The sequence below is a fragment of the Streptomyces sp. NPDC052101 genome (assembly GCF_040680235.1).
Lineage (GTDB): Bacteria > Actinomycetota > Actinomycetes > Streptomycetales > Streptomycetaceae > Streptomyces.
Genome location: NZ_JBFAWH010000041.1, coordinates 1 through 24,068 on the forward strand (window position 1 = coordinate 1; position 24,068 = coordinate 24,068).

Genomic DNA, 24,068 nt, shown 5'->3' on the forward strand with positions numbered 1-24,068 from the left:
CACGCGGACCCGCATCTGCGGATCCTGATGGACCCCGACAACGGCCCGTTCGCGGCGTGGTGGCGGTGGCGGTGGCGGTGGCGGTGGCGGTACCCCTGGCGCACCCTGGGCGGCCACTTCCACGACTCCCACGCCTTCTGGACGGCTGCAGGCACAGGCCTGCCGGGAAGCTACCAGCAACGCGAGACCTGCCCGCATACGCCCGAGGGATGAACCCGGCCAGGACCTCGGGCTACCTCGTCGCATCACGGCGGGGCGCACCGGAAGCTATCCGGCCCGGGTCTGCCGGAAACCGTACCGGTATCAGCACCCAACCCATGGAGCAGGCGATGGCCCTCAAGGTCCGCCTCAGCCAGCTCCAGAACCGCGCACGCGGTCAGCGCAAGCATGACGACCAGAACGTGCCGTACGCCGCGCGGATCGCGAGGGTCGGGCACCTCGGCCAGACGCTCAAGCAGGCCTGGGATCGCCCCGGGTACGGCCACGGGGTGCTCGCGGAGTTGGTCAAAGGCAAGCGGGATCCGCGATGGCGCGTCGGCAGGCACGGTTCATTCGCCCGCGCTGTCCTCGGCCTCCCAGCGAAGCAGGTCGCCTGGCTGGCACTTGAGCACCTCGCAGAGCGCGGCGAGCGTCGCAAAGCGCACTGCCTTGGCGCGGCCGTTCTTGAGTACCGCAAGGTTGGCGGGTGTGATCCCTACGCGGTCTGCGAGTTCGCCCACGGACATCTTCCGCCTGGCCAGCATCACGTCGATGTCGACGGCGATCGGCATCAGATCACCTCGGCCAGCTCGGCCTGCATCCGCGCCGCTTCGACGTCGCGGGCGACGGCCTGGGCGAGCAGCATCCGTAGCACGAGCACGATGAGCGCGACTCCCAGGATGGCCACGCCAATCCCGCCCATGATGAGGGTGACGCCCGGGTCGTCCCGCTGACCCGGCGCATTCAGGGCCGTGACCGCGAACCACATGAGAGCAGCCGCAACGATCGCGCCGATGATGACGTCCACGTACCGGAAGGCGGCGTGGGAGAACACGGTTCCGCGTCGCACCATCGTTACCAGCCGCCATACGCAGACCAGGGCGACCTGGGCCGTCCCGATGCCCAGGATCGTGATGACGCGCAGCGCGGTCAGCGGGAGCGACCCGTCCTCCGGGTCACTTCCGCTGGCCAACGCCCACACCATCAATGCCTGTACGAACACGGTGCCGGTGAGCACCACCAGGAGGGGCCGGCCACCCACTTCGTCACGCCTCGGGGAAGCGATCACGGGAGACACCTCCATACGTCTGGCTGCCCTGCTCGCCGCACACAAGGAACGGCGGGGCGGCCACTGGCCCCGGCGGTCGCCCCGCACTGGCCCTTGTCTGGGCGACCGCCGGGCCAGGGTCGTCAGGACTTGCCGATGAGACGCCAGATCTGGTTCTTCTTGGTGGCGAGGGCGCTCGCCGGGTCGCACGTCCACTGGTGGATCAGGGCGCCCGCCGTGGTGGAGACCTTGCTGACGTCGACGCACTTGCCGCTGTGGACGGCGACCAGCTGGTCATCCTGGCTGTTGCCCAGTGCGGTGACCGGATTGAGAGTGAACTGCTGGTTGGTGCCGCCGTTGCACGTGTACTGGATGACGGCGGCACCGTCGGTGGTGGAGGCCCCGGACACGTCGAGGCACTTGCCGCTGAGTTCGTTGACGACGGTGTAGGTGTTGGTCCGGCCGGCGACCGGCTTGAGGTCGAGCATCTGCTGGTAGCCGCCCTCGCAGTGGTACTGCTGGTACTGGGTGCCGTTGGCAGTGCTGAGGTTCGTGTCGTCCAGGCACTGGCCGCTGTTCTCGCTGACCGCCACGGTGGAGATGGTGGTGTCGGAGGGTGGGAGCAGGGTGATGGTGTAGCCGTCCTTGGCGTTGGCGTAGGGGACGGTCAGCGAGGCGGCGTTGTTGCTGACGGTCAGGGTGGTGTCGGAGACGGTGACGGGTCCGGCGACGGCGGCGCCGTTGTTGTAGGGGATGCGCTGGACGACGGCGCGGACCTGGTTGTTCTCCACGACCGAGGTGGTGTTCAGGCCGGTGAGGTTGACGGTGACGTTGCCGGCGTTGCCGTTGCTGCCGACAAGGACCTTGGCGTTCCTGGCGGTGTTGTCCTTGGTGGCCAGGCCATCGGTGTTGCTGCCGGGGACGTAGTTGACGATGTTGCCGGTCTGCGAGCCGTAGTAGCGGTACATGAACCACTCGCCGAGCGGCAGGTACTGGCCGGAGCTGTTCTTGGTGAGCAGGTTGGCCTCGTAGTCGTGCAGGTTCGTGCCGGAGGCCCAGTTGCCACGCAGGCCGTCGGCGCCGGTGCGCTCCAGACGGCCGATGAACCAGGCGCCGCCGCCGGGGTTCTGCTGGGAGAGCGCCCCGTACTCGTTGATCTGGTACGGGCGGGTGTTGGTCAGACCCGCCGCGGCGAGGGTGGAGTTGGCGCTGGCGACACCGGGGACCGGGTCGGCGGGTTCGTCGTGCCAGCTGTAGATGTCGGGGGCGACGTTGTTGGCCTTGACATACTTCAGGTACGTGGTCCACCAGGTGTTGGCGGACGTCGGCTGGCCCGCCATGCTGGGGCCGACGATGAGCTGGTTCGGGAACGTGGCCCGGACGCGGGCGTAGAAGCGCGACCACATCTGCAAGTACTGAGCCTGCGACGGCGCCCAGAAGCCCTTGCCGTCGGGCTCGTTCCACAGGTCCCACTCGACGGTCATGTTGTTGGCCTTGAGGTCGCCTATGAGCTGCGTGACGAAGTTGTCGAACTGCGTCCAGTCACCGTTGTCGCCGGGCCAGCCCTGGTTGGTGGTGCCGTCCGCGCCCCACAGGTCGTGCGGGAGCAGCACGAATGTGCCGCCGAGGGAGACGGTGCGCTTGTACTGGGCCAGGGTCGATTTCCAGCGGGTCTGGTAGTCGGCGAGGCTGGTGGCGTAGCCGCCGCTGTTGAGCTGGGCGCCGCCGGCCCGCATGAAGTGCCACTTGATGTCCTTGAAGAAGTGGTCCTGCGGGAGCGAGCCGTCCGGCGTCATGCCGTAGATCATGCCGGAGGCATGGTAGGTGGGGGCGCCTCCGGCGGTGGCGAAGTCGACGGTGACGCTGGTGTCCGCGGCCCGGGAGGGGGCGGCGGGCACCAGGGTCGAGGCCAGTGCGGCCACGAGGACGGCGACGGACGAGACCGCTCGGCGTCCGGTGCGCGTCGTGGGTCTGCGAAGGGTTACGGTCGAGTACATCGGGCGGCTCCTTGAGGGAGGATGACCGGGGCTCGTACGGCACCGGGGCTGTGCGGGAGGCGGCCGCTCAGCGGCTCTCCCGGTGGGCGTGTGCTTCGGCCAGCAGGAGGTAGCTGCTGGCGGTCCAGGTGTAGGCGCGGTCGCGCAGGCCCGTTCCGGTGACGGCGTCGAAGTTCTCGGCGAAGCCATGTGTCTCGCACAGGGCGCGGAAGCGGGCGCTGATGTCGTCGGCCAGCCGGTGGTGGCCGGCGCGGCGCAGGCCGTCCTCGACGAGGACGGTGGCGGGGGCCCAGATCGGGCCGCGCCAGTAGCCGTCGGCGACGTAGTGCGGTGAGGTGGTCAGTTCGGTGGCCAGGCCGTACGGCGTCAGGTGGGCCTTGATGTGATCGGCCAGCGCGCCGCTGACGTCGCCGGGCAGGTGCTCGCCGAGCACGACGGGCATCAGGTCGAGGAGGCTGGCGCTGCTCCAGGTGTCGCCGCTGGCGACTCCCCGGGCGACGAACCGGTCGCCGGTCCAGAGCTGGTCGAGCAGCTTCGTTTGTGTCTCCTCGGCTGCGGCCCGCCACCGGCGCGCCGCATCCGCTTTGCCCAACTCATCAGCCATGGCTGCGAGTTCGTGCATCTGGAGAACGAGGAAGGCGGCGAGGTCAGCGGTGACGACGACTCGCTCGGGGTCGAAGGTGGTGGCGTTGTCCCAACCGCTGTCGTTGCCGTGCTGGTAGTAGGCCAGTTCGGCGTCGGAGGCTCGTCGTGCGGTGAGCCAGAAGTTGGTCCAGCGCTCCAACCAGGTGTAAATACACGCCAATTGGGTCCGACTGGGAGGTGTGGGCAGTCTGTGGCGCAGGCGACCGAAGGCCCAGCCGTGGACGGGTGGCTTGACGAAGTTGTACAGGACCTCGGAGTGGGTGACGGAGTCGGGCAGGGCACCGCTGTCCTCCTGGTGGTCGAAGGGCAGGGCGAACTGGTCCAGGGCCAGTTCGGGGCAACCAGGAGCCAAAGCAAGGGAGTTGAAGCAGTGGTCCCAGCTCCAGACCTTGTCCATCCAGTGCTTGGACATCAGCACAGCGGGCCGGGTGACCAGGCCCGCCGGGCGCACGGTCGCCGACCAGACGACATAGGCTGCCAGTTCGGCGGCCGGTGTGGCGGACGAGCGCCAGGGGGCCACCGCGTCGACGAAGTCCGTGAACGCGCCCCGCGCAGACTCCACGATGTTGTCGAAGGTCGCCGAGGTCGCGTACGGGGGGCGGGAGGTGTCGAGTTCCTCGATCGCGATCTCCCAGGAACCGTGCCCCTCCGCGGTCACGGCGAGTCCACGGTCGGCGCTGCCCAGCGCCTGGGCTCCTTCCGCCTCGGCGATGGTGCCGGACAGCAGGGTGACGCGATAGCGGCGTCCGGTCTCGTACGACGTGAAGACGTAAGCGTCCGCCGCCGGGTCGTGGAAGAAGTATGTTCCGCTGAACGGGGTCAGGGTCTGTGTGGCGGCGAGGACGCCGATGCCCAGGCCGCTCCCCCGCAGGCGTACGGTGTCCGGTGACTCGTAGGCGAGGTCGATGCGCCCGCTCGCGGCGAGCCAGCGGAGCAGGCCCGGTGTCGCCTCGACGCGGGTCTCGACGCGGTCGCCCTTTGTGGCGTTCAGGGGGACCAGGCGCAGTACGGCGTGCATGCCGTTCTGGTGCGAGACGAGGTGGAGGTCCTCGGCGTACGTCTTCTCCGCCACGACGGGCGAGAGGTCGAACCAGGAACCGTACGTGCTGAACGGGATGTCGCGGACGGAGAAGGCCGGGCCGATTCGGGCGGCGGTCATGTGGCGTGACTCGTTTCTGGGCAGGGGGCAGCGGCCGGCTGACGCGTGAGGTCAGCCGTCGCACACCGGGGCTGGGGGACTCAGTCCTTGACGGCACCGGCGGTCACGCCGGCGGCGACGTAGCGCTGGGCGAGGACGAGGATGACCGCGGCCGGCAGGGAGGCGACGACGGCGGTGGCCATGATGGCGTTCCACTGCTGGTTGTTGTTGCCGATGTAGTGGTAGATGCCGAGGGTGATCGGCTCGTGGGCGCCGCCGTTGACCAGGGTGCTGGCGAAGACGAAGTCGGACCAGGACCACAGGAAGGCGAACAGGGACACCGTGACGACGGCGTTGCGGCTGATCGGCAGGACGATGGACCAGAAGGTGCGCAGCGGCCCTGCGCCGTCGGTCGTGGCGGCCTGGAGCAGTTCGCCGGGGATGCCGGACATGAACGCGGTGAAGATGAAGACGCCGAAGGGGACGGTCAGGGTGGAGTCGGCGACGATCAAGCCGGGGACGGACTGGAGCAGGCCGAGCTGGAGGTAGATGGCGTAGAAGCCCATCGCCATGATGATGCCGGGGATCATCTGGGCGGCCAGCAGGACGAAGTTCAGGATGCCGGCGCCGCGGGGGCGCAGCTTGGCGAGGGCGTAACCGGCGGGTGCGGACAGGGCGACGGTCAGGACGACGGTGCCCAGGCCGATGACGAGGCTGGTGCCGAGGTAGGGCAACTGCTCGTCCAGGACGGTGCGGTAGCCGGCCAGGGTGCCGTGGAGGGGCAGCAGGTCCGGCGGGCTCTTGCGCATGTCCTGGTCGCAGGTCAGGGAGACGTTGACCATCCAGTAGACCGGGAAGAGCATGATCCCGGTCAGCACGACACCGATCGTGGTCTTCACCCACGTGCGCCTGCGGCTTCGGTTCATGACAGGGCCTGCTTTCGCTGGGCCCGGACGTAGACCAGGCCGAAGACCAGTGCGGCGACCACGAGCAGGTTGCCGACGGCCGCGCCGGGACCGAAGGCCGGCAGGAGGTTGCCGAAGCCGAGCTGGTAGGACCAGGTGGCGAAGGTGGTGGACGAGTCCGCCGGGCCGCCCTTGGTCATGATCCAGATGATGTCGAAGACCTTGAGCGTGTAGATCAGCCCCAGGAGCAGGGTGATCGCGGACACCGGGCGCAGCAGCGGGAAGGTGACGCGCCAAAAACGCTGCCAGGCGTTCGCACCGTCGATGGCGGCGGCCTCGTACAGGCTCGCGGGGATGGACTGCAGGCCGCTGTAGAGCACGACCAGGTTGAACGGGACGCCGATCCAGATGTTCGCGATGATCACCGAGGCCAGTGACCACGAGGGCGAGGTCAGCCAGTTCACCGGCCCGATGCCGAGGGCGTGCAGGGCGGCGTTGACGACGCCCGACTCGCTGTTCAGCATCCACGACCAGGTGGAGGCCGAGACGATCAGTGGCAGCAGCCAGGGCACCAGGAACAGGGCGCGCAGAGTGGCCGACAGCCGGAAGTTCTGGCTGAAGAAGACCGCGAGGGTCAGTCCGATGGCGTACTGGAAGACCAGGCACACCGCGGTGAAGACCGCGGTGTGGAGCAGGGCCGGGGCGAAGGTCGGGTCGTCGAAGACCGTGCGGTAGTTCGCCAGGCCCGTGAACGGGGCGTCGCCCTGGACGAAGGAGCGGACAGTGTAGTTGCGCAGGCTCAGATCGAGGTTGCGGTACAGCGGATAGGCGTAGAAGAGGGCGAGGTAGAGGGTCACCGGGGCGAGGAAGGCCCAGGCGGCCCACTGCGTAGAGGTGGTCTGGCGGCGCTTCGTGCCGCAGGACGGGGGCGGAGCGGCGGTGGCCGCCCCGTTCCGGACGCCCCCGGTCCGGTGGTCCGGCGGATGTGTCGTCTGCTTCATCGGGCTCACGTCACTTGGCCGCGGCCTGCGCCGAAGTGAGCGCGTCCTTGGGTGACTTGGACCCGCTGAGGGCGGACTGGACGGCCTTCCACAACTGCTCGGAGATCTTGGGGTACTTGGTGCCCAGGTTGTCACTGGTGCGGCCCTTGGCCGTCCTGACCGCGTCCACCCATGGCTTCAGGTCGGCGTTGGCGGCCACCTGCTTGGCCTGGACCTCGCTGGTGGGGGCCACGTAGGACAGGGTGGTGTCGGTGTTGTAGAGGTTGTCGGTGCTGGTCAGGCAGGTAACCAGCTTCTGGGAGGTGGCATAGCGGCCGGTGTCCTGCTGGACCGGGACGGTTACGAACTCGCCGCCGGTCGGGGCCGCGGCGTTGCCGCCGTTCGCACCGGGGATGGGCAGGACGCCGTAGTCGAAGCCCGCCTTCTTGGCGTTGGCCAGTTGCCAGGTGCCGTTCTCGCTGAACGCGTAGTCGCCGCTCGCGAACTCCTGCCAGCTCGTGGTCTGGGTGTTGTTGAGGACCGAGTTGGGGGCGTAACCGTTCTTCAGCCAGTCCTTCCACAGGGTCAGTGCGGACACCGCCTGGGCGGAGTCGGGTTCGGTCAGCTTGGCGCCGGCGCCCCAGAACCAGGGCAGGAACTGGAAGCTTCCCTCCTCCGTGCCGATCGCCGAGAACGTGATGCCCTTCTTGCCGGCCCTCTTGACCTTCGCCAGGGCCGCCGTCAGCGAGGTCCAGTCCTTGACCGCGGCGATGTCGACGCCGGCCGCCTTCAGGACCTTCTTGTTGTAGTAGAGGGCGAGGGTGTTGGCGCCGATCGGCGCGCCGTAGGTCTTGCCGCCCGACTGGCCCGCCGCCAGCAGGTTGGGGTCGACCTTAGAGGTGTCCAGCTTGTTGTCGTCGGTCGTGGTGAGCACGCCCGCCTCGGCCAGGGTCGACACCACGGGGTTGTCGACGATGAGGAGGTCCGGCGAGTTGCCCTGCTGGGCCGCGAGTAGCGTCTTGTTGCCCAGGTCGCTGGTGTCGAAGGCGGTCCGCTTGACCTTCACCCCGACCTGGGTTCCGCACTGGTCCAGCAGCTTCGCCCAGGCCGAGGCCTTGTCGAACTGCGGGTACGGGTCCCAGATGGTGTACGTGCCGCTGCCGGCGCCGTTGGCGCCGCTGCTGCCCGAGCCAGAGGAGCAGGCGGTGGCGGTGACGGCCACGGCCAGGGCGGTCACGGCCGCGGCGGTCAGACGGCGCTGTCTGGAGGAGCTGTTCATCGCACGGGTTCCTTTGTTCTGGACATGCGGGTGCCGATGTTCTGGACATGCGGGTGCCGATGTTCTGGACATGCGGGTGCCGAGGACACGGGGTGATGAGGAAGGGCACGGCGAACCGCACTGCCGGGCAGTTCGAGCCTCCGGTGAGGTGCGGAGATCCAGAGATGAAGAGAGCTACGTGACGTGCGGCGGGGTTACGCCGATGCGGTCAGGACGCCGTGCCGTCTCCCTGCGGGCCCGGTGCTGGCCCGCAGGGAGACGGGCGGTGCGAGGAGGTGGTGCCGGGGCGGCGCGTCGGGGTGGTCGAGCCGCTCCACCAGCAGGTCGACGGCGCGGCGGCCCATTTCCTCCGCCGGTACGTCGGCCGCGGTGAGCTGCGGGGTCACCGTCTCCGCCCATCGGCTGGCGACGACCCCGGTGACGGAGAAGTCACGCGGCACATGGCGGCCCGCCTGGGCGAGCCCCCGGTAGAGGCCGCCTAGAGCGGCCTCGTTCAGCGTGACCAGGGCGGTGGTGGCTGGGGCGTCGTGGAGGATCTGCTCCAGACAGGCCTGGCCCGATGCCGCGTCGTCCCCGCAGCAGTACGTCCGCACGGTCAGCCCGCGCTCGGCGGCGGCCTTGGTGAAGCCGTCGAGACCCCGGTGCGCGGACTCATACCCGGCCCGCAGCAGCTGCTCGGGACGGTTGACGAAGGCGACCCTGCTGTGGCCGAGGTCCGCCAGGTGGTGAACGCAGGCCGCCGCCAGCGCGGTGTGGTCCAGGCCGACCCACCAGCCGCCCTCCGGATGGGCGGTACGCCCGATGGCGACGGAGGGGAAGTCCAGGGCCGCCAGGTGATCGACCCGGTCGTCCTCCAGCCTGATCTCCATCAGGATCGCGCCGTCGACCCGCCGCTCCCCCAGCAGCCGCTGGAACGAGCGGTCACTGTCCACCCCGCTCGGGGACAGCAGCACGTCGTAGTCGTAGGCCGCGGCGGCCTCCACCACACTGCCGATGAAGTCCAGCTGCATGCCGGTGTAGTGGTTCCCGGCCGGCGGGAACACCAGACCGATCGTGCTGGTCCGGCCGTTGGCCAAGGCGCGCGCACTGGCGTTGGGCCGGTAGCCCAGCTCGTCGATGACCTCCTGGATCTTCCGCCGGGTGTCGTCCGATACCGGGCGCTTGCCGCTCAACGCGTAGGACACGGTGCTCCGCGAGACACCGGCCCGCCGGGCGATCTCACCGATGTTCACGGTCGGCTCCTTGATCGAACCGGTTCGACTCCTCGATGGAAAAGAGTACTCGCCGGTCATGAAAGTGCGTCGGGCGAATGCGAAGCGAAGCCAGTTGTCGAACCGGTTCGCGTGAAGCGAAGGTAGGAACTGTCCCCGCACCTGTCAACACCCCGGGGAGCTTTTCCGTCCCGACAGGAGGCCAGCAGAACCTTGTGACGCAGGGATTGCTGGTCGGACCTACCGGTGCTAGCTTCCCGGAACCGGTTCGATGAAGTGATCCTTCCGACGATCCTCCTGGCCCAGAAATCGAACCGGTTCGACACATGTCGGCACTCAAGGATTGAGGAGGCAATCCATGCCATCTGCTGACAGTTCGGCCCGCCGCCAGGCCCCGGCCGCCACGGCGCTGGCTCTCGGCGCGGGCCTGCCGGCCGCACCGGCCGTCGCCGCGCAGGCGGCCGATACGCCCCGGCCCGCCGCCCACTACACCTTCGACCAGGACGACCTCGCCTCCGGCAGGATCACCGACAGTTCCGGCAACGGCCTGACCGCGACCCTGGTCAACCCCTCCACCGCCCAGTCCGTCACGGGCGCGGTCGGCGGCAGGGCGCTCGGTCTGCCCGGCGGGTCGCCCGCCTCCGACGGTGCTTACGTCCGCCTGCCCCGCGAGGTGCTGGGCGACGCGAGCGACTTGACGGTCTCTGCCCGCGTGAAGTGGAGCGGTGACAAGGCGTCCTGGCAGCGGATCTTCGACCTGGGCACCGACACCACCAAGTACCTGTTCATGACGCCGTACAACGGCAGCGTGCTCCGCACCGCCGTGACCACCGGCGGAGGTGGTGCGGAGGCGCAGGTCTCCGGCTACGCGCCGCTGCCCGGCGACGGATGGTGGACGGTCACCGTCACCCTCGACACCGCCGCCCACCGGGTCACCACGTACCTCGACGGCGTGGCGGTCTCCTCCGCCGCGACGACCGTCAAGGCCAAGGATCTGCTGGACAGTGCGGCCACAGCGGCCGGCTGCATCGGTAAGTCCTTCTATCAGGACCCGCTGTTCAAGGGAGCGATCGACGAGTTCACGGTCTGGCACTCGGCGCTCACCCCGGAACAGGTGGCCGGCACGGTCGCGCCCGTGCGCTGGCAGGGATCGTACGAGGCCGAGGACGCCGCCCACACCGGGTCCGGCTACTCCAAGAACGGTCCGGAGGGCTCGCCCTGCGACGTGTCGAAGTTCTACACCTCCGGCGGCTACGACGTGGGCGGCCTGCGCACCGGCTCGGACGTCACGCTCGACTTCACCGTGGACGTGCCCGAGGACGGCACCTACGACCTGAGCGTCTTCGCCAACTCCCTCAACACCTTCGACAAGGTGAAGGAGCAGGGCCCCACCAACGTCTTCCTGCGAGTGGACGGCACAGCGGACAGCGAGCAGCAGCTCTACCTGCCGCTCGGCTACAAGTGGGTGGTGTGGGACCACACCGACACCAAGGTCCGCCTCACCAAGGGCAAGCACACCCTGACGCTCGCCGCGAAGAGCCTCGACGGCGAGCGCGCCACCAAAGGCGACGCCATCGTCGACCGCGTCACCCTGTCCTTGCCCGAGGCGTCGGCGGCGGCCCAGGTCCACGAGGGTGAGCTGGCCTGGACGGGCGGCGGGGCGGGGCCCGTCTACGACCTGCCGAAGCACACCGGAACCCCGACCACCGGCTCGGGCGCGGTCAGACTCGCGAAGAACCAGACGGCCACGTTCTGGGTCTACTCCCCCGCCGACCGCGAAGCCACCCTCGGGGTCGACACCCTCGGCAGCGCGGACGCGCGGCTGTCCGTCAACGGGCACGACGTGCTGCACCTGACCAAAGGCAGAAGGAGCGTGGCGGTCTCTCTCTCGGGTGGCATCAACAAGGTGACCGTGACCGGCGGTTCGGTCGCCACGCTCGTCGACCGGCTCACGGTCAAGCTCACCGACGGCGCGCTGAAGGCGCGTACGTACGAGGCGCAGGACGCCAAGCTGGCGGGCTCGGCCACGCTGACCCCGCTGTCCCTGGCGACCGACGGTACGGCCATCACCGGGATCGGCGGCGAACCGGGCAACGGCAACACCGCGACGTTCGCCGTCGCCGCGGACAAGGCCGGCCTGTACGCGCTGCGCATCCGCTACTCCAACCCGGAGCAGTCGCAAGCCACCCACTACAACCCGGACCCGCTCGCCCGTCACGCCGACATCGTCGTCAATGGCGGCGCGATGGAGCGCGTCGGCTTCCCGCACACCTTCCACCAGAACAACTTCTGGGAGCTGACCATCCCGGTGCACCTCACGGAGGGACAGAACACGATCACCTTCCGCTGCGAGGAGTTACCGAACTTCGACGGCACCAGCTACGCCTCGGACACCTTCCCCGGCGTGCTGCTCCGCTCGCGATACGCGCCGCTGATCGACCGGATCACGGTCGCGCCGTACGCGCGCGAGGTGCGATGAGGTGAACGCACCGCCGGTGGCAGGAAGGGCCTGAAGGCAACGAGACGAGGCAAGCCTGCTTCCCGACGAGACCTCCAATTCGCTCTGCTGGAGGGGCCAGAGGGGCGGCGTCAGTTCCGGCGCCTTTGCAAGGCTACTCGGCCGTGGCCATCCCGAACGCGACCCTGGCACGGCCGTCGAGCACCTGGCCACCGCCTCCGCCGAACGACTCCTCGCCGAAGCCGCGCAGCTCCTGGGGCGTCCTTGTAACCGTGTTGAGCGCACCGGCCGCGTCGAGCGCGAAGTCGTGGCCGCCGCCGAAGGAGCCGATCTGCTCGTCCTCGCCCGCGACGGCGACCGCACCCATCTCGGGCCTCGCAGCCTCGGCCCCGCCAGCCGCTTCATCGTCGACCACGCCCCCTGCCCCGTCCTGCTCGTCTGGCCCGAGACCGCCCCCGGCGTCGCCACGATCCCACCTCCGCCACCACACCCACCACACCACCCATAGCCGCACACCCCACCGGCACAACGGCCCCGGCAGGCCGAGGAACATCATCATGTGGTGACGAACTGGTCGTCGCGTGCGTAGGCGCGCACGATGTCGGCCTGCCAGGCGACGAACTCGGTGGTCTGGCGTGCCTGGAAGGCCCGCCAGGCGAGGTCGTACTGCGGCTGGACGTTGCCGTCCGGTGTCCACAGGTCGGCCCAGGTGGACAGCCGGTGCGACCAGTAGACTAGGCCCCATTCGCGATTGAGGGTCTCCACGTCCCCGTAGCGGGCGCGCAGGTGGTCCACGAACCGCTGGAAGACACCGTGGTTGTGCGGCAGCCGCAGGCCGGGTTCGTTGTCCACCTGGAAGCCGATGACCTCCGGGTGGGCGGCGTACCGGGCGAGGATGGCTCGGGTGACGCGCTCGGCGTGGAAGCGGAAGCCGGGGTGGGTGAAGTCCGCCTCTTGGCGGGCGCCCCAGCCGATGCGCTGACCGGTGGCCCGCTCGGCGGCGATCTCCGGGTACTGCCGGGACAACCACGGCGGCACGGCGTAGGTCGGCATACCGAGGACGGCCGAGATTCCGCATTCACGGGCACCGTCGAGAACCGACTGCAGCCAGTCGAGGCCGAACGTCCCGTTCTCCGGCTCCCAGGTCGACCAGACCGACTCACCGACCCGGATGACGGTGAACCTGGCCTCGGCCATCAGATCCAGGTCGGCCTTGAGCCGCTCATGCGGCTGGTACTCGTGATAGTAGGCGGCGCCGAACAGGACGCGGGCGGGCAGGACGGGCATGAACAACCTCCGTCGGTTGTTGGAGCGGCCCCTGGCACGCCGATCCGTCAGTTGTCGACATTGCAGTCGAAGCGCTTCGACTATGGAAGCCGAAGAAACGAAGCCGAGACTAAGATGGCCTTTCAGCTACGGCAAGACCTTACGAACTAGACATGATGATGGCACCAGTTGACAGGAACGTATGCACATGACAGCGTCGATGCGCTTCGACTGCGCAGAAGTCTGGTCCCCTCCCCATCGCAAGGACCACCATGCATCTGTCTGATCAAACTCCTGACGAACTCCTCTCCTACCGGCCGGAGGTGTCCGCGCCGGAGGACTTCGACGCCTTCTGGCAGCAGACCCTGGCCGAAGCGCGCGCCCGAGGTGGCGCGGTGAAAGCCGAGCGGGTCACCGACCGGTATCTGCTGAGCACCGTGGAGGTGGACGACGTACGCTTCCCCGGCTGGAACGGCGAGCCGGTGGCCGCCTGGCTGCTGCGCCCGCGCGGCGCCGAGGGACCGCTGCCGGTCGTCGTCACCTTCGCCGGCTACTGCGGCGGCCGCGGGCTGCCCACCGATCACCTGCTGTGGTCGGCGGGCGGGTACGCCCAACTCGTCGTCGACAGCCGGGGTCAGGGTCACGAGACTCCGGACCGCGGTGAGGGCGACGGCACGCAATGGGTCGAAGGCTTCATGACCCGCGGCATCGACTCACCCAGCAACTACTACTACCGCCGCCTCATGACGGACTGTGTGCGCGCCGTGGACGCGCTCGCCGAACTGCCCGGTCTGGATGCCGGGCGGGTCGTCGTGGCGGGCGGCAGCCAGGGCGGTGGCCTGGCCATCGCGGTCGGCGGACTCGCCCCGGACCAGGTGGCGGCAGTGCTTGCGGACGTGCCGTTCCTGTGTCACTTCCGCCACGCGGCGCGGACCAGCGGGGACGGCCCGTACCTGGAACTCACCAAATACCTGCGCTGGCACAGTCCGCACCGCGTCGAGGCGACCTTCGCCACACTCGACTACTTCGACGGTGTGCACTTCGCCCGCCGGGCGACGGCGCCGGCGCTGTTCAGCGTCGGCCTCATGGACCCTACATGTCCGCCTCCCACCGTCTACGCCGCCTTCAATCACTACGCGGGGACGGACCGGACCATGACGGCCTGGCCTTTCGCCGACCACGGCGGCGGCTTCGGCTTCAACACCGCGGTGCAGTTGAAATGGCTGCGCGAACGCGGGCTGTCTCCGCAGCAGTAGGGGAAGTAGGCGAACGGGGCCGGGAGATGCGGTGAGCCAACTGGTGTCCTGGGCCCACGACGACGTGGAGTCCCCGGAGTTGGCGCCGCCATCGCTGGCTGTGTAGACCGTGTAGTTGAAGAGGCGGATGTACTTCGTCGGGTAGTTGACGGACCGGAAGGAGTGGCCGACTCCGCTGTTGCCCGAGCGGGGCAGAAGGTGGCGTCCTGTGCGAACGTGCTAAAAGAACTCCTTCGCAGGGTGGAGTGTGAGGTGAGCGTCGACGAACCCTCGGTGCCCGGCTGTGCGGACGGCGCGAGTTGCGTTGACGCCTCCGGGGCCGGTGCGGATTCGGCCGTCTTCGGCACCGGACCCGGGGCGGGCTGCTCGTCAGCTCCAGGGGGCGGCGGCGAGCCATGTGGTGTCCTGGCGCCACAGTGAGGTGGTGTCCCAGGCGTTCGTGCCACCGTTGCTTGCGATGTAGGCGGTGAAGTCGTGGTGGCGGATGTATTTGGCCGGGTAGTTGAACGACTGAAGGGAGTAACCTGTGCCGCTGTTTCCTGGCTGCGGGCAGAATGTGGCGTCGGCCGCGAACTGGGAGGTCCGGTCATTCGGCTTGAGGTAGAGCTCGAATGCGTAGTGCCTGAGGTAGCTGCCGGATGCGTTGGCCGACTCCAGGGAGATGCAGTTGCTGTTGGCCAGGCCGGGCCTGACGATCCAGGTGGCGTCGGCCTCGTCGGTGGTGGAACTGCTGGAGTTCACCGGCGCGATCACGACCTTGTCGACGCTCGTGTCGTGCTGCAGATAGTCAGAAGTGCAGCAGGAGGTGGTGGCCTGCAGCGAGACCCTCGCGCCCGGGGTCAAGGCGGTGCCGGTAACGTAGCCGACCGCGGCGATGTTGGCCTGGACCGCGGCGTCGGTGGCGTCGGAGGGGTAGCCCTTGACCATGGCGCCCTCGTAGAAGGTGCCCGCGCTCGCGTTGTGGTTGGTCTGGCAGCAGTCGCCGCCGCTGCCGAGGATGACGGCGCCCTGCTTGTGCATCGGGTTGTATCCGCTGGGCAGTGAGCCGCCGTAGAGCTTGGTCAGGCTCCTGGACTGGGCGCCTGCGCCCTGCAGCGCCATCTGGGTGGTGCCGTCGTTCTTGAGCATCGCGGTGACGAACTGGCTGGTCTCGGAGACCTGGTTCGGGTTCCAGGTCTTGCTGCCGCCGGAGAACAGGCCGTTCTCCAGGTCCGCCTGCACCCACGGTCCGGTTCCGCTGCAGCCGCCGAACCAGCATTCCGTGCTGAAGTTGATCGCGTCCATGGCACCGTTGCCGTCGGCCTTGTGGTCGATCTCGGTGTTGCCGTAGTCGAAGCAACAGCCGTTGTTGACGTGGGTGCCACTGGTGACCATGTACTCACCCTCGGGTGAGCTGCCGGTCGGCACACCCCCGGTGGAGCTGTAGGCGAAGTAGCTGTTGCCGGGTTTGATGTAGAGCGCGTAGGCCTTTGTGCCGCCTACGGTTACCGTCTCGGTGGTCGCCGAGGCCGCCGTGGCGGCGCCGCCGGTCCCGCCGGGTCCCTGGTAGACCAGGGTGTTGCCGCTGCCGGTCTGGTCGTAGACGCGGGTGATGGTGCACACGGTGCCCGCGCAGAACGAGTCCTGCGCCGCGGCGTTGGCGACGCCTCCGGCGGACAGTACCCCGATGTTCTGCAACGTGCTGTCCGACGACCGCTGCACCTGGTACAGCGGGCCGTTGTAGGAGGCGAACAGCGCGCGGGTGGTGCTGTGCGCCGCGACGCACGGTGTGCCGCCCGCCGCGTAGATGTCGCAGGGCCCCTGTGCGGCGGCCTGCGAGGCGCCACTCAAGGCGACTAGGCCGGTGAAGGCGAGCGCCACCGCGGCCAAGGGGACGACCAGCCCCCGGCGCAGTCGGTGAAAAATGTGCAGCGCAGACACCATGAACTCCCTTGTTCATCGATACGGGACAGCAAGCCGCGCCCCGACCGGCTTCGCGGTGGACTGTGGGCGGTCTGACGGGGGCGGCTGGGCGGGGTGCGCGGCTTGCGGCGGCGGACGGGATCAGTTCACCTTCACGATCTGCCAGAGCTGGCTGTCGGCGTTGCTGTCCGTCGTCTGGACGAGCCGAGCGCCTGCGGTCGTCGACGAACCGGACACCGTGAGCGGCTTGCCCTGCTCTTGTTCAGGAGCTTGTAGGAGGCGCTGAAGGCGGGGCCGTCGGCGAAGGCGTCGAGCGCGCAGACGATGCCGGACGAGGACGCGTTCTTCGTCCCGTGCACACGACCTTGATCGTGTGGGGTCCGTGGCGAGATTCGTCCGCGCACCGTCGCAGCCGCTTGTCCTGCGGAGTGGAAGTCAGAGCGCTGTGAAGGTCCACAACAGGTTGGTGCTGCTTCCGTACGCCCACTGTTTGGCGACGGAGCCGGAGGCGACGTCGCCACCGCCGTCGAGAACGAGACCGGTGGTGCGGTTGGCGATCGTGTGGCGGCCGTCGCCTCGGTGTGTGATCGTCCACTGCTGGTTCGTACCGCCGTTCCACGGCGCCTGCCTGGCCGTTGACCCGTCGGCGGTGGCGCCCCAGCCGTCGGCGACCATGCCGTTGGTGCGGTTGACGAGCTTGTAGTAGCCGCCGCCGACTTCGACCACCTGCACTGGAGGTTGGAACTTCCGTTCCAGGTCCACTGTTTGAGGTCGGAGCCGGAGGCCACACCGCCGCCGCTGTCCAGGACGAGACCGTCGGTGACGTTGGTGATCCTCAGGTACGTCGACGGATTGAGCTGGACTTTCAGTGAGGTGATCCGGTCGTTGTTGCCCGTGACACGGAGATCGGGGTTGTCGGCGGTGAAGGTCCATGCGGTGCCGGTGAAGTCGTCTCCCGAGTACCCGATCACCTGGAAGCCGAGGGCCGGCCGCAGGGACGAGAGGGTGAGGGGGCTCAGTCCGGCGAGCGTCAGCTGACCGGCCGTGCAGTCGCCGACGGGGAGCACTGCGCTGGCGCCGGAGTAGTCGACGTCCGAGAAGACCACGGCACCTGAGAGCGGTCGCAAGCTGGGGATCTGCCCCGAGAACGCGAGCTTGAGGACGTACGCGTCGGCGCTGAACGGCGCCGACGAGGGCAGGGTCACCTTCAGCCCGGAGGGATCCTGCGCAGGCCTGGCGAGATCGATGTAGGTACCGGCCGTCGAGTCGAGCAGCTTGACCGAGGTCAGCGAGGAGAGGTCGATCCGGTCGGATGCGAGCGTCTTGATCGTCAGGGAACTGCCGGGCCATCCGAGCACCGTGGTGTAGAGGACCGTGCCGGCCTTGTTCCGGGTGAAGCGGATGTCCTGTGCGGTGCCGGCGCACGGAGTGGTGAAGGAGCCGCCGCCCATCTTCGTCGGGCCTTCGCCGTACGCCGTCCAGGGCCGGGTCGAGTAGACCGACTCGCCGAAGCGTTTCAGGTAGTCGCCGATGCCGAGCAGGATGTCCTTCTGGGCCTGCGGGATCGTCCCGTCGGCCATGGGTGCGATGTTCAGCAGCATGTTGCCGTTCTTGCTCACTCGGTCGATGAGCGAGTGCAGCATCTGCTGGACGCTGTAGTAGCCGATGCCCTGGGTGTAGCACCAGCTGGAGCTGGAGATGCTGTCGTCGGTCAGCCAGTACGGGGCGGTGAGGTCGGCGGGACCACCGCGCTCGTAGTCGAAGACCTCGCCCTTGGCGTCGAGGCCGTCCTTGTACGTGGCGACGACCTCGCGGCCCCAGGCGTTCGCCTGGTTGTAGTAGTACGACAGGAAGTTCAGACGCTGAGTCTCGTCGACCGCGTCGAGTTTGAAGTCCTGCCAGAGTATGTCCGGTTGGGCCTGGTCGACGACTTCCTTCAGCTTGTCGTACCAGAGCTGGTTCTCCTTCGTGGTCCCCAGCTGCCCGTACAGCTTCTGCAGGCTCGGGTCCGACTGTGCGGGGACGTGGTCGTAGTAGCCGTTGAAGTGGAACGCGTGGTGCATCGCGACCAGCAGCTTCAGGCCCTTGGCGCGGATCGCCGTGGCGAACAGGCGCAGCAGGTCGAGCTTCGGGCCCTTGGCGACCGAGTTCCACTCGTTGGCCTGGCTGTTCCACATCGAGAAGCCGTCGTGGTGCTCGGCGACGGGGCCGGCAAACCTGGCGCCCGAGTCGACGAACAGCTCCGCCCACGCGTCCGGGTCGAAGTTCCCGCCCGCCGATTTCAGTCTGGGTGCGAACTGCACGGTGTTCCCGGCCTGGTCCTTCGCCCCGTTGATGAAGTTGTGGTACGGCCACACCGACGGGTCGCCGTAGGTCGCGACGTGGTGCCGATTGGCCGCGCTGCCGGTCGCGTACATGTTGCGCGGGTACCACTCGTTGTCGAAGGCGGGAACGCTGAAGACGCCCCAGTGGAAGTAGATGCCGAACTTGGCGTCCCGGAACCATTCGGGGGCGGCCGGGTGCTGGTCGACCGAGGGCCACGCGGGGGTGTACGTACTCGGTGCCGCCTGGGCGACACCGGTCCCCAGGGCGTCGCCCCCGACCGCTGCCGCCACGACACCTGTGGCGCCGGCCAGGAACCGGCGTCTGTTGAACGAGCTCGACATGAGGACATCCCTGAAGTGGGGGGCAGAGGGAAGACGCGGCACTCATGGCTCCGGAGTACCGGGCGTCACACACGAAGTTCGACCATGTGACGCACCGATGTCAACGGGCTTGCAGCGTCATTGATGGGATGGATTCAGCCCGGCTCAACCATCCAACGTGCGGCATCGAGGGCCAACTTGCCGAAAATTGCCCGGGATCTAGACAACCCTGCCGCGGCCCACCTATACATACATCCCATCTCTTCTGCTCCGGGACCCGCGCGAGGAATCACTGATGAGACTCAGAACAACCCTCTGCTCCGCCGCCTCGGCTGTGTCCGCCCTGGCGCTGCTCACCGCGTGCAACAGCGGCTCCGGTACCGCGTCCGGGGGCGCGCCACTGGTCGGCGTCGACCCGGCTGAGTGCCGGTGCCGAATTCGCTCCGCAGAGCTGCGCCGACGAGCTGGGGCCAGTGATCCCGCGAACCTATCCGCCCGCACCCGCCTGGTCACCGGACGGGCACCGGATCAAAGCGGAACTCGACTACAGCCGCGGACCGGTGAAGACCTGGGTCTACGGCGGTCTGCGACCGGCCGATAGCCAGGCAGTCACGATGACCGCGTCGTCCCGTAACAGCGTGTTCTATCAGCAGTTCCTGCAACTGCTCGAGGACGTCAACCCGGACGGGCAGATCTGGATCGTCACCGACAACCTGTCCAGTCACAACAGCGTGTCCACACGGACCTGGCTCGAGGACCACCCCCGCATCCACCATGCCTTCATCCCCGTGGGCGCGTGCTGGCTCAACCTGCAGGAAGGCTGGTGGCGCATCTTCCGCAAGACGGCCCTCTCCGGCCGGTCATCCGCCAACCGCGACGGCATCGAACAGGCCACCACCCTGGCGACGGCCCAGCCCAACGCCCATGCCGGCCCCTGGATCTGGGGCAGACCCGCACCACCTACCAGGTGCTTACGTCGCCGACATGTGTACGTCCTTTGAGGAACCCAGCACTAGAGGCACGTAAAAAGGGCGCCTGCCCAGTCCAGTTGCCCGGTCAGGCGCCCTCCGTCGGCTGGCTCGTCGATCCAGGATCTCGGGCATCCACGCCGCTGACCTTGCCCCTCCTACATGGGGGAATCCGAGCAAGATCTCGGGTAGGCCGCCGAAATACCGGGGATACTAGGGGTTGATCAGGGCCACCCCGCTCAGACAAGCTAGGAACACGGCAAACGTGCCCCCTCCATCCGTACGACCCACGCACTCCAGAGGAACTCAAGCACGGTGTCGGTAGCCCTGATCAGCAATCAACGAGTCGCTGATCGCCTTGTTCACCGCGTCGATCCTGGACACAGCACCCAGCTTCACAAAAACGTTGCGCAGATGGCGCTTCACGGTAGCCTCGGTGATGCTGAGACGCGTGGCAATCTGGCTGTTGCTCAGCGCCTGGGCAACAAGTTCGAGAATCTCTGTCTCACGAGCGGAAAGCGTGCAATCGGAATCGCCCTGAATATACGTCAGGCTGGATCGCGAAACAGCCAGCACGATCCGGTCCTCATCGCTGTGAACGCTGCGCACCGCAGCCACCAGTTCCTGGCGCTCCACACTCTTCAGCAGGTAGCCTCGGATCCCGGCAGCGATCAGGCGCCGCAGCAGCTGCGGGCTGTCATGCATGCTCAGGATGATGATCTGCGAAGTCGGAGCCAGCCGACGCATCCTGGTCACCGTATCGGTAACCTCCCCACCCGGCATCTGCACGTCAAGCAGCACGATGTCGGGACGGCACTCCACAAGCCGGGCCAAGCCGCCATTGGCGTCTGCGGCCTCACCGACGACATGGATGTCGCCCTCGGCCTCCAGGATCCCCCTGACCCCGTCGCGTACCAGCGTATGGTCGTCGACGAGCAGCACCTTGATGCCCGCTCCAGCGCCGCTAGTCGTCATCCCGCACTCGCAGCGGGATCGAGAGGTTCACACGGGTGCCGGCCCCCAGGAGGCTGCTGACCTCGACGGCGCCGTCGAGCAAGCCCGCCCGTTCATGCATCGAGGCGATGCCGACCCCGCCCGAGCCGGCGGCCTGTTGCGGATCGAATCCGAGGCCGTCGTCCTCCACAGATGCGCGCAGGTCGTGCAAGCCGATGTCCACGCGAATCAGCAGCACAGTGGGCTCGGCGTGCCGGAGCGCGTTATGGGAGGCCTCGCGAAGTATCAGGAACACCTCGTCGGCGATGTCCGGCGGGACCCAGGTCTCGTCTCCGTTCACGCGTAGCCGGACCGTCACCTCGCCGGGGCCAATCGAGTCGAGGTAGTGATGCAGTGCCTTCTCCAGACTCTGCAAGGGCGGGCGCTCGTGCAGGTCGGACGTGACAGCTCGCAAGGAATCCATGGCGTCCTTGACAGACTGCCGGGCCGCGTCAAAGCAGAGCGTCGCTTTTAGCAGATCGGTCTCCCGGTTCAGGGCGTAGAGCTCCAGCTGACGATGCATCGCACTGAGACTGAGCCCGATCCGGTCGTGCAGTTCCCTGGCGATCCGCTGCCGCTCCTCGATCTGCGCCTGTCGGACTTGATGTGGCAGGTATTCCGTGTAGCCAGACCCCGCCTCACGGGTCCACAGCGCGGTGCTCCGCTCCAGAGACAGGGCAACGGTGGCGAGCAGGCCAGGCGTTCGCTCACTGTCAGGCGTCAATCGGACTACCGCCTCCAGTACAACCGCGAAAAGGATCGCGAACGCCTGCTGCGACTTCCTCGGGTGCACTTCACCGGCCGAGCTGACCGCCCCGAGAGGACGGACAGTCAGCTCGTTCGAGTCCTCGGCCTCCATACGTCCGGCTCGAAGACTGGCACAGACATCGGCGAGAGCCTGCTCAGCGTTTGCCAGAAATTTACGCATAGCCGCAGGGTGATCGCCTATTATGTTCTCCGCCGACCTGATGGCAGTCTCGCAAGAAAAAAGAATCTCTTGCCAGTCCTTTTCAATCGCACTGGCAAGAACTTCGGCGCCTCCAGCTGGCGCGCACTGCCGACCTCTCATGAATCTTCCCCCTAGCCCAGCAATTCAGACCCGAGGAAACGCCAGCCAAGGTCATTGGCCGCGCCACTGCAGATCACACAGGCCAGCATAACTGCCCTCGCCAGCCGACCGGTCATCATTTACTATCTTTTGATCTTGACCCGCGAGGCGCCACTGGAGGCAAGAGGTCCGACTGAAAGACTACATTTCAGGCACACCCTCCCTTTGCTATTTGATCTCTTCAATAGGGCCCAATTCGCTATGGATCGACCGGGCTCTAAGCGCCCTCGAGGGTGTGAAGCAAGTTGGTGTAGGCGTCGACACCGGCCCCAGTGAGTGGAACACCATGAGCGAACCCGACCACTGCGACATCGACAGGCAGGCGAGAGAGGGCAGCGGGCCGACTCGCCGGGTCCGCGGCGAGTGCGTCGGGTCCAAGGGAAAGCGCTGGGGGACGCTGATTGAAGATGGCATCGCCGACCAGCAGCGTCTGGGTGGGCTCGTGGAGGAGCACGATATGCCCCGGGCTGTGGCCCGGCGTGTGGATTACGCGGAGCCCGTCGGCACCCGGAATGTACTGGCCGTCCATCAGAAGCCGGTCGGGAGTGACGGGTTCCCAGTGCATCGCGGGCAGTCGGTCGAGCAGTCGGCCGAACGCACCAGACCTACCGGACGCGGGCACCCGGCCGGCTTGGAGCCAGGCAGCGTCAGCCTCGTGGATGGCGATTTCGGCGCCAGTGTGCCTGCGGAGTTCAGCGGCGCCCTTGACGTGGTCGGGGTGAGCATGCGTGAGCACTAGGCGGCGAATGTCCGAGGGCTTGCGGCCCAGTTCCGCCACGGCCTTGAGCAGGACTCCCGGCGCCTTGGCCCACCCGACGTCGATGAGAGTGAAGCCGTCGTCGCCGGCGACCAGATAGGCGTTCTCCTGCCTGGTGGTGGGAATACAGGTAACGCCGTTGGCGAGGTCCAACATGATGGTCTCCTTGGGGGAGTGCCCCTATCTCCATCGTCAAGGGGCGGGGCGGCAGTTCTGTCGCAGTTCAGGCGGTTGGGGGGACGGGGGGTGTGATTCGAAGAAGGTGCCGTCGCGGTGCATGCGAAGAGCACGTCGACGCGACGGCGGGCAAGATACATCAGAGCCTGCAAAGGGCCTGTTTGAGGTGCTTGTTCCCGCGGCAGGACGGACTTTCGCTGCGGATGGAGGATCCGTATCTGCGGGTGACGGGTGCCGGGCCCGCGTAGGCGGCGAGGTGTCCGGAGGCGGGGAAGGCGGATCCGTCGCCGACGGCGACGAGGATCCTGGCTCCGGTCCTGACACCTATCCCCGGCATCGATGTCAGGAGCTTGGAAAGAGGGTGAGCCTCCAGCAGTTCCTCGATGCTGGCTGCGAGTTGATTCCGCTGATCCAGCAGCGAGGCGAGGTTGGCGGCGAGCTTGGGTATGGTCACTGCGGCCTCATCCGTGCCCGGGACGATGACCGTCTGCTCGTCGAGCGCGGTGAGGATGTCCTCGACCAGGCGCTCATCCATGCGCGGGCCGAGTACCGGCCCCGGCGAGGGGTGGATCTGGGTCAGAAGGCCCCGCAGTCTGTTCGCGACTCGGGTGACCTCGCCTGCCAGGTCGTCGTCGAAGCCCACGATCATGTGCAGTTCGGCTACGGTCTCGTCGTCCAGTTCGATGGAGCGGAGCGTGTGCGGCATGGTGCGGGCGGCATCCGCGATGATCGCCGCGTCGCGGGCGTCGGCTCTGTCCTCGCCCGGGTAGAGGCCGGCGATCCGCCGCATCGTCGGGCCGGGCAGGTAGGCGACCTTGCAACCCGCGTCGCGGGCGACCGCGAGCGGCAGGGCGCCGATCGAGGCGGGCTGGTCGACGACCACGAGCACGGTGCCGTACTTCGCACTGAGTCTGTCCAGCATGGCCCGCAGCTTCGGCTCGCTGTTGGGCAGTGGCTTGTCGAGCACGGTCTTCCCGTCAGGCTCCAGGCCGTGGGCGTGGTGCTCGCCCTTGCCGACGTCCAGCCCGAGATATACGCCGATGCCGCTGATGTCGATCACGCGCTTCCTCCAGGGAAGGTCATGCCGTCCCGGCCTCGACGTGGCGCCAGCTGCCGGCAGCCACGTTACGCAGAGCC

15 protein-coding genes and 6 pseudogenes are annotated in these 24,068 nt (G+C 67.7%); 5 read left to right on the plus strand and 16 right to left on the minus strand.

Annotation, left to right across the window (positions count from 1 at the left end; translation table 11 throughout):
- Window positions 1-213 (plus strand): annotated as a pseudogene (locus tag AB0L75_RS38595) (hypothetical protein); the annotation flags it as partial.
- Between the two features lie 335 nt (window positions 214-548).
- On the opposite strand, the gene AB0L75_RS38600 reads toward AB0L75_RS38595, so the two are convergent.
- From AB0L75_RS38600 to AB0L75_RS38635, 8 genes are all read right to left on the minus strand, one after another.
- The gene (locus AB0L75_RS38600) at window positions 549-770 is read right to left on the minus strand and encodes a helix-turn-helix transcriptional regulator (protein ID WP_181648025.1); all 222 of its coding nucleotides are present in this window, start codon (window positions 768-770) and stop codon (window positions 549-551) included.
- Entirely contained in the window at window positions 770-1,282 is a 513-nt protein-coding gene (locus tag AB0L75_RS38605; RefSeq protein WP_365190802.1) for a DUF2975 domain-containing protein, read from the minus strand. The genes AB0L75_RS38600 and AB0L75_RS38605 overlap by 1 nt, the downstream gene beginning before the upstream one ends.
- Window positions 1,283-1,389: 107 nt before the next feature.
- Complete coding sequence (locus AB0L75_RS38610) at window positions 1,390-3,243, minus strand: RICIN domain-containing protein (protein WP_365190803.1); 1,854 nt, start codon at window positions 3,241-3,243, stop codon at window positions 1,390-1,392.
- A gap of 67 nt (window positions 3,244-3,310) precedes the next feature.
- Complete coding sequence (locus AB0L75_RS38615; RefSeq protein WP_365190805.1) at window positions 3,311-5,047, minus strand: trehalase family glycosidase; 1,737 nt, start codon at window positions 5,045-5,047, stop codon at window positions 3,311-3,313.
- 80 nt (window positions 5,048-5,127) lie between these two features.
- On the minus strand, window positions 5,128-5,952 hold the full coding sequence (locus AB0L75_RS38620) for a carbohydrate ABC transporter permease (RefSeq protein ID WP_365190806.1): 825 nt from the start codon (window positions 5,950-5,952) through the stop codon (window positions 5,128-5,130).
- A complete protein-coding gene (locus AB0L75_RS38625; protein ID WP_365190807.1) occupies window positions 5,949-6,932 on the minus strand; it encodes a sugar ABC transporter permease in 984 nt (327 codons plus the stop codon). The genes AB0L75_RS38620 and AB0L75_RS38625 overlap by 4 nt, the downstream gene beginning before the upstream one ends.
- Before the next feature lie 10 nt (window positions 6,933-6,942).
- Window positions 6,943-8,190, minus strand: coding sequence for a sugar ABC transporter substrate-binding protein (locus AB0L75_RS38630; RefSeq protein ID WP_365190809.1), 1,248 nt, complete (start codon window positions 8,188-8,190; stop codon window positions 6,943-6,945).
- A gap of 194 nt (window positions 8,191-8,384) precedes the next feature.
- A complete protein-coding gene (locus AB0L75_RS38635) occupies window positions 8,385-9,422 on the minus strand; it encodes a LacI family DNA-binding transcriptional regulator (protein ID WP_365190810.1) in 1,038 nt (345 codons plus the stop codon).
- Window positions 9,423-9,759: 337 nt separating this feature from the next.
- Here AB0L75_RS38635 and AB0L75_RS38640 point away from each other — a divergent pair, with 337 nt between their 5' ends.
- Window positions 9,760-11,880, plus strand: coding sequence for a LamG-like jellyroll fold domain-containing protein (locus AB0L75_RS38640; protein ID WP_365190812.1), 2,121 nt, complete (start codon window positions 9,760-9,762; stop codon window positions 11,878-11,880).
- Window positions 11,881-11,986: 106 nt separating this feature from the next.
- Window positions 11,987-12,367, plus strand: a pseudogene (locus AB0L75_RS38645) (universal stress protein); the annotation flags it as partial.
- Window positions 12,368-12,417: 50 nt separating this feature from the next.
- Here AB0L75_RS38645 and AB0L75_RS38650 read toward each other — a convergent pair.
- A pseudogene (locus AB0L75_RS38650) lies at window positions 12,418-13,146 on the minus strand (beta-galactosidase); the annotation flags it as partial.
- A gap of 251 nt (window positions 13,147-13,397) precedes the next feature.
- Here AB0L75_RS38650 and AB0L75_RS38655 point away from each other — a divergent pair.
- Window positions 13,398-14,381 (plus strand): acetylxylan esterase, encoded by a 984-nt coding sequence (locus AB0L75_RS38655; protein WP_365190813.1) that lies wholly within the window; start codon window positions 13,398-13,400, stop codon window positions 14,379-14,381.
- 93 nt (window positions 14,382-14,474) lie between these two features.
- Here the strand turns inward: AB0L75_RS38655 and AB0L75_RS38660 are convergent.
- The 3 genes and pseudogenes from AB0L75_RS38660 to AB0L75_RS38670 form a co-directional block, all read right to left on the minus strand.
- Window positions 14,475-14,576 (minus strand): annotated as a pseudogene (locus AB0L75_RS38660) (AbfB domain-containing protein); the annotation flags it as partial.
- Window positions 14,577-14,750: 174 nt separating this feature from the next.
- Window positions 14,751-16,304, minus strand: coding sequence for an alpha-L-arabinofuranosidase B (locus AB0L75_RS38665; protein ID WP_365190815.1), 1,554 nt, complete (start codon window positions 16,302-16,304; stop codon window positions 14,751-14,753).
- A gap of 414 nt (window positions 16,305-16,718) precedes the next feature.
- Window positions 16,719-18,949: pseudogene (locus AB0L75_RS38670) on the minus strand (alpha-L-fucosidase).
- Window positions 18,950-19,401: 452 nt separating this feature from the next.
- Here AB0L75_RS38670 and AB0L75_RS38675 point away from each other — a divergent pair.
- A complete protein-coding gene (locus AB0L75_RS38675) occupies window positions 19,402-19,929 on the plus strand; it encodes a transposase (RefSeq protein WP_365190817.1) in 528 nt (175 codons plus the stop codon).
- Between the two features lie 273 nt (window positions 19,930-20,202).
- Here the strand turns inward: AB0L75_RS38675 and AB0L75_RS38680 are convergent, their stop codons facing one another.
- The 4 genes and pseudogenes from AB0L75_RS38680 to AB0L75_RS38695 all read right to left on the minus strand — a co-directional run bounded on the left by AB0L75_RS38680 (window position 20,203) and on the right by AB0L75_RS38695 (window position 23,991).
- Entirely contained in the window at window positions 20,203-20,838 is a 636-nt protein-coding gene (locus AB0L75_RS38680) for a response regulator transcription factor (protein ID WP_365190818.1), read from the minus strand.
- A 22-nt stretch (window positions 20,839-20,860) separates the two neighbouring features.
- Window positions 20,861-21,817 carry a histidine kinase gene (locus tag AB0L75_RS38685; RefSeq protein WP_365190820.1) on the minus strand — a complete coding sequence of 319 codons (957 nt, stop codon included), beginning with the start codon at window positions 21,815-21,817 and terminating at the stop codon, window positions 20,861-20,863.
- Between the two features lie 397 nt (window positions 21,818-22,214).
- A complete protein-coding gene (locus AB0L75_RS38690) occupies window positions 22,215-22,910 on the minus strand; it encodes an MBL fold metallo-hydrolase (protein WP_365190822.1) in 696 nt (231 codons plus the stop codon).
- Window positions 22,911-22,946: 36 nt separating this feature from the next.
- Window positions 22,947-23,991 (minus strand): annotated as a pseudogene (locus AB0L75_RS38695) (IS110 family transposase).
- Window positions 23,992-24,068: the final 77 nt, after the last annotated feature.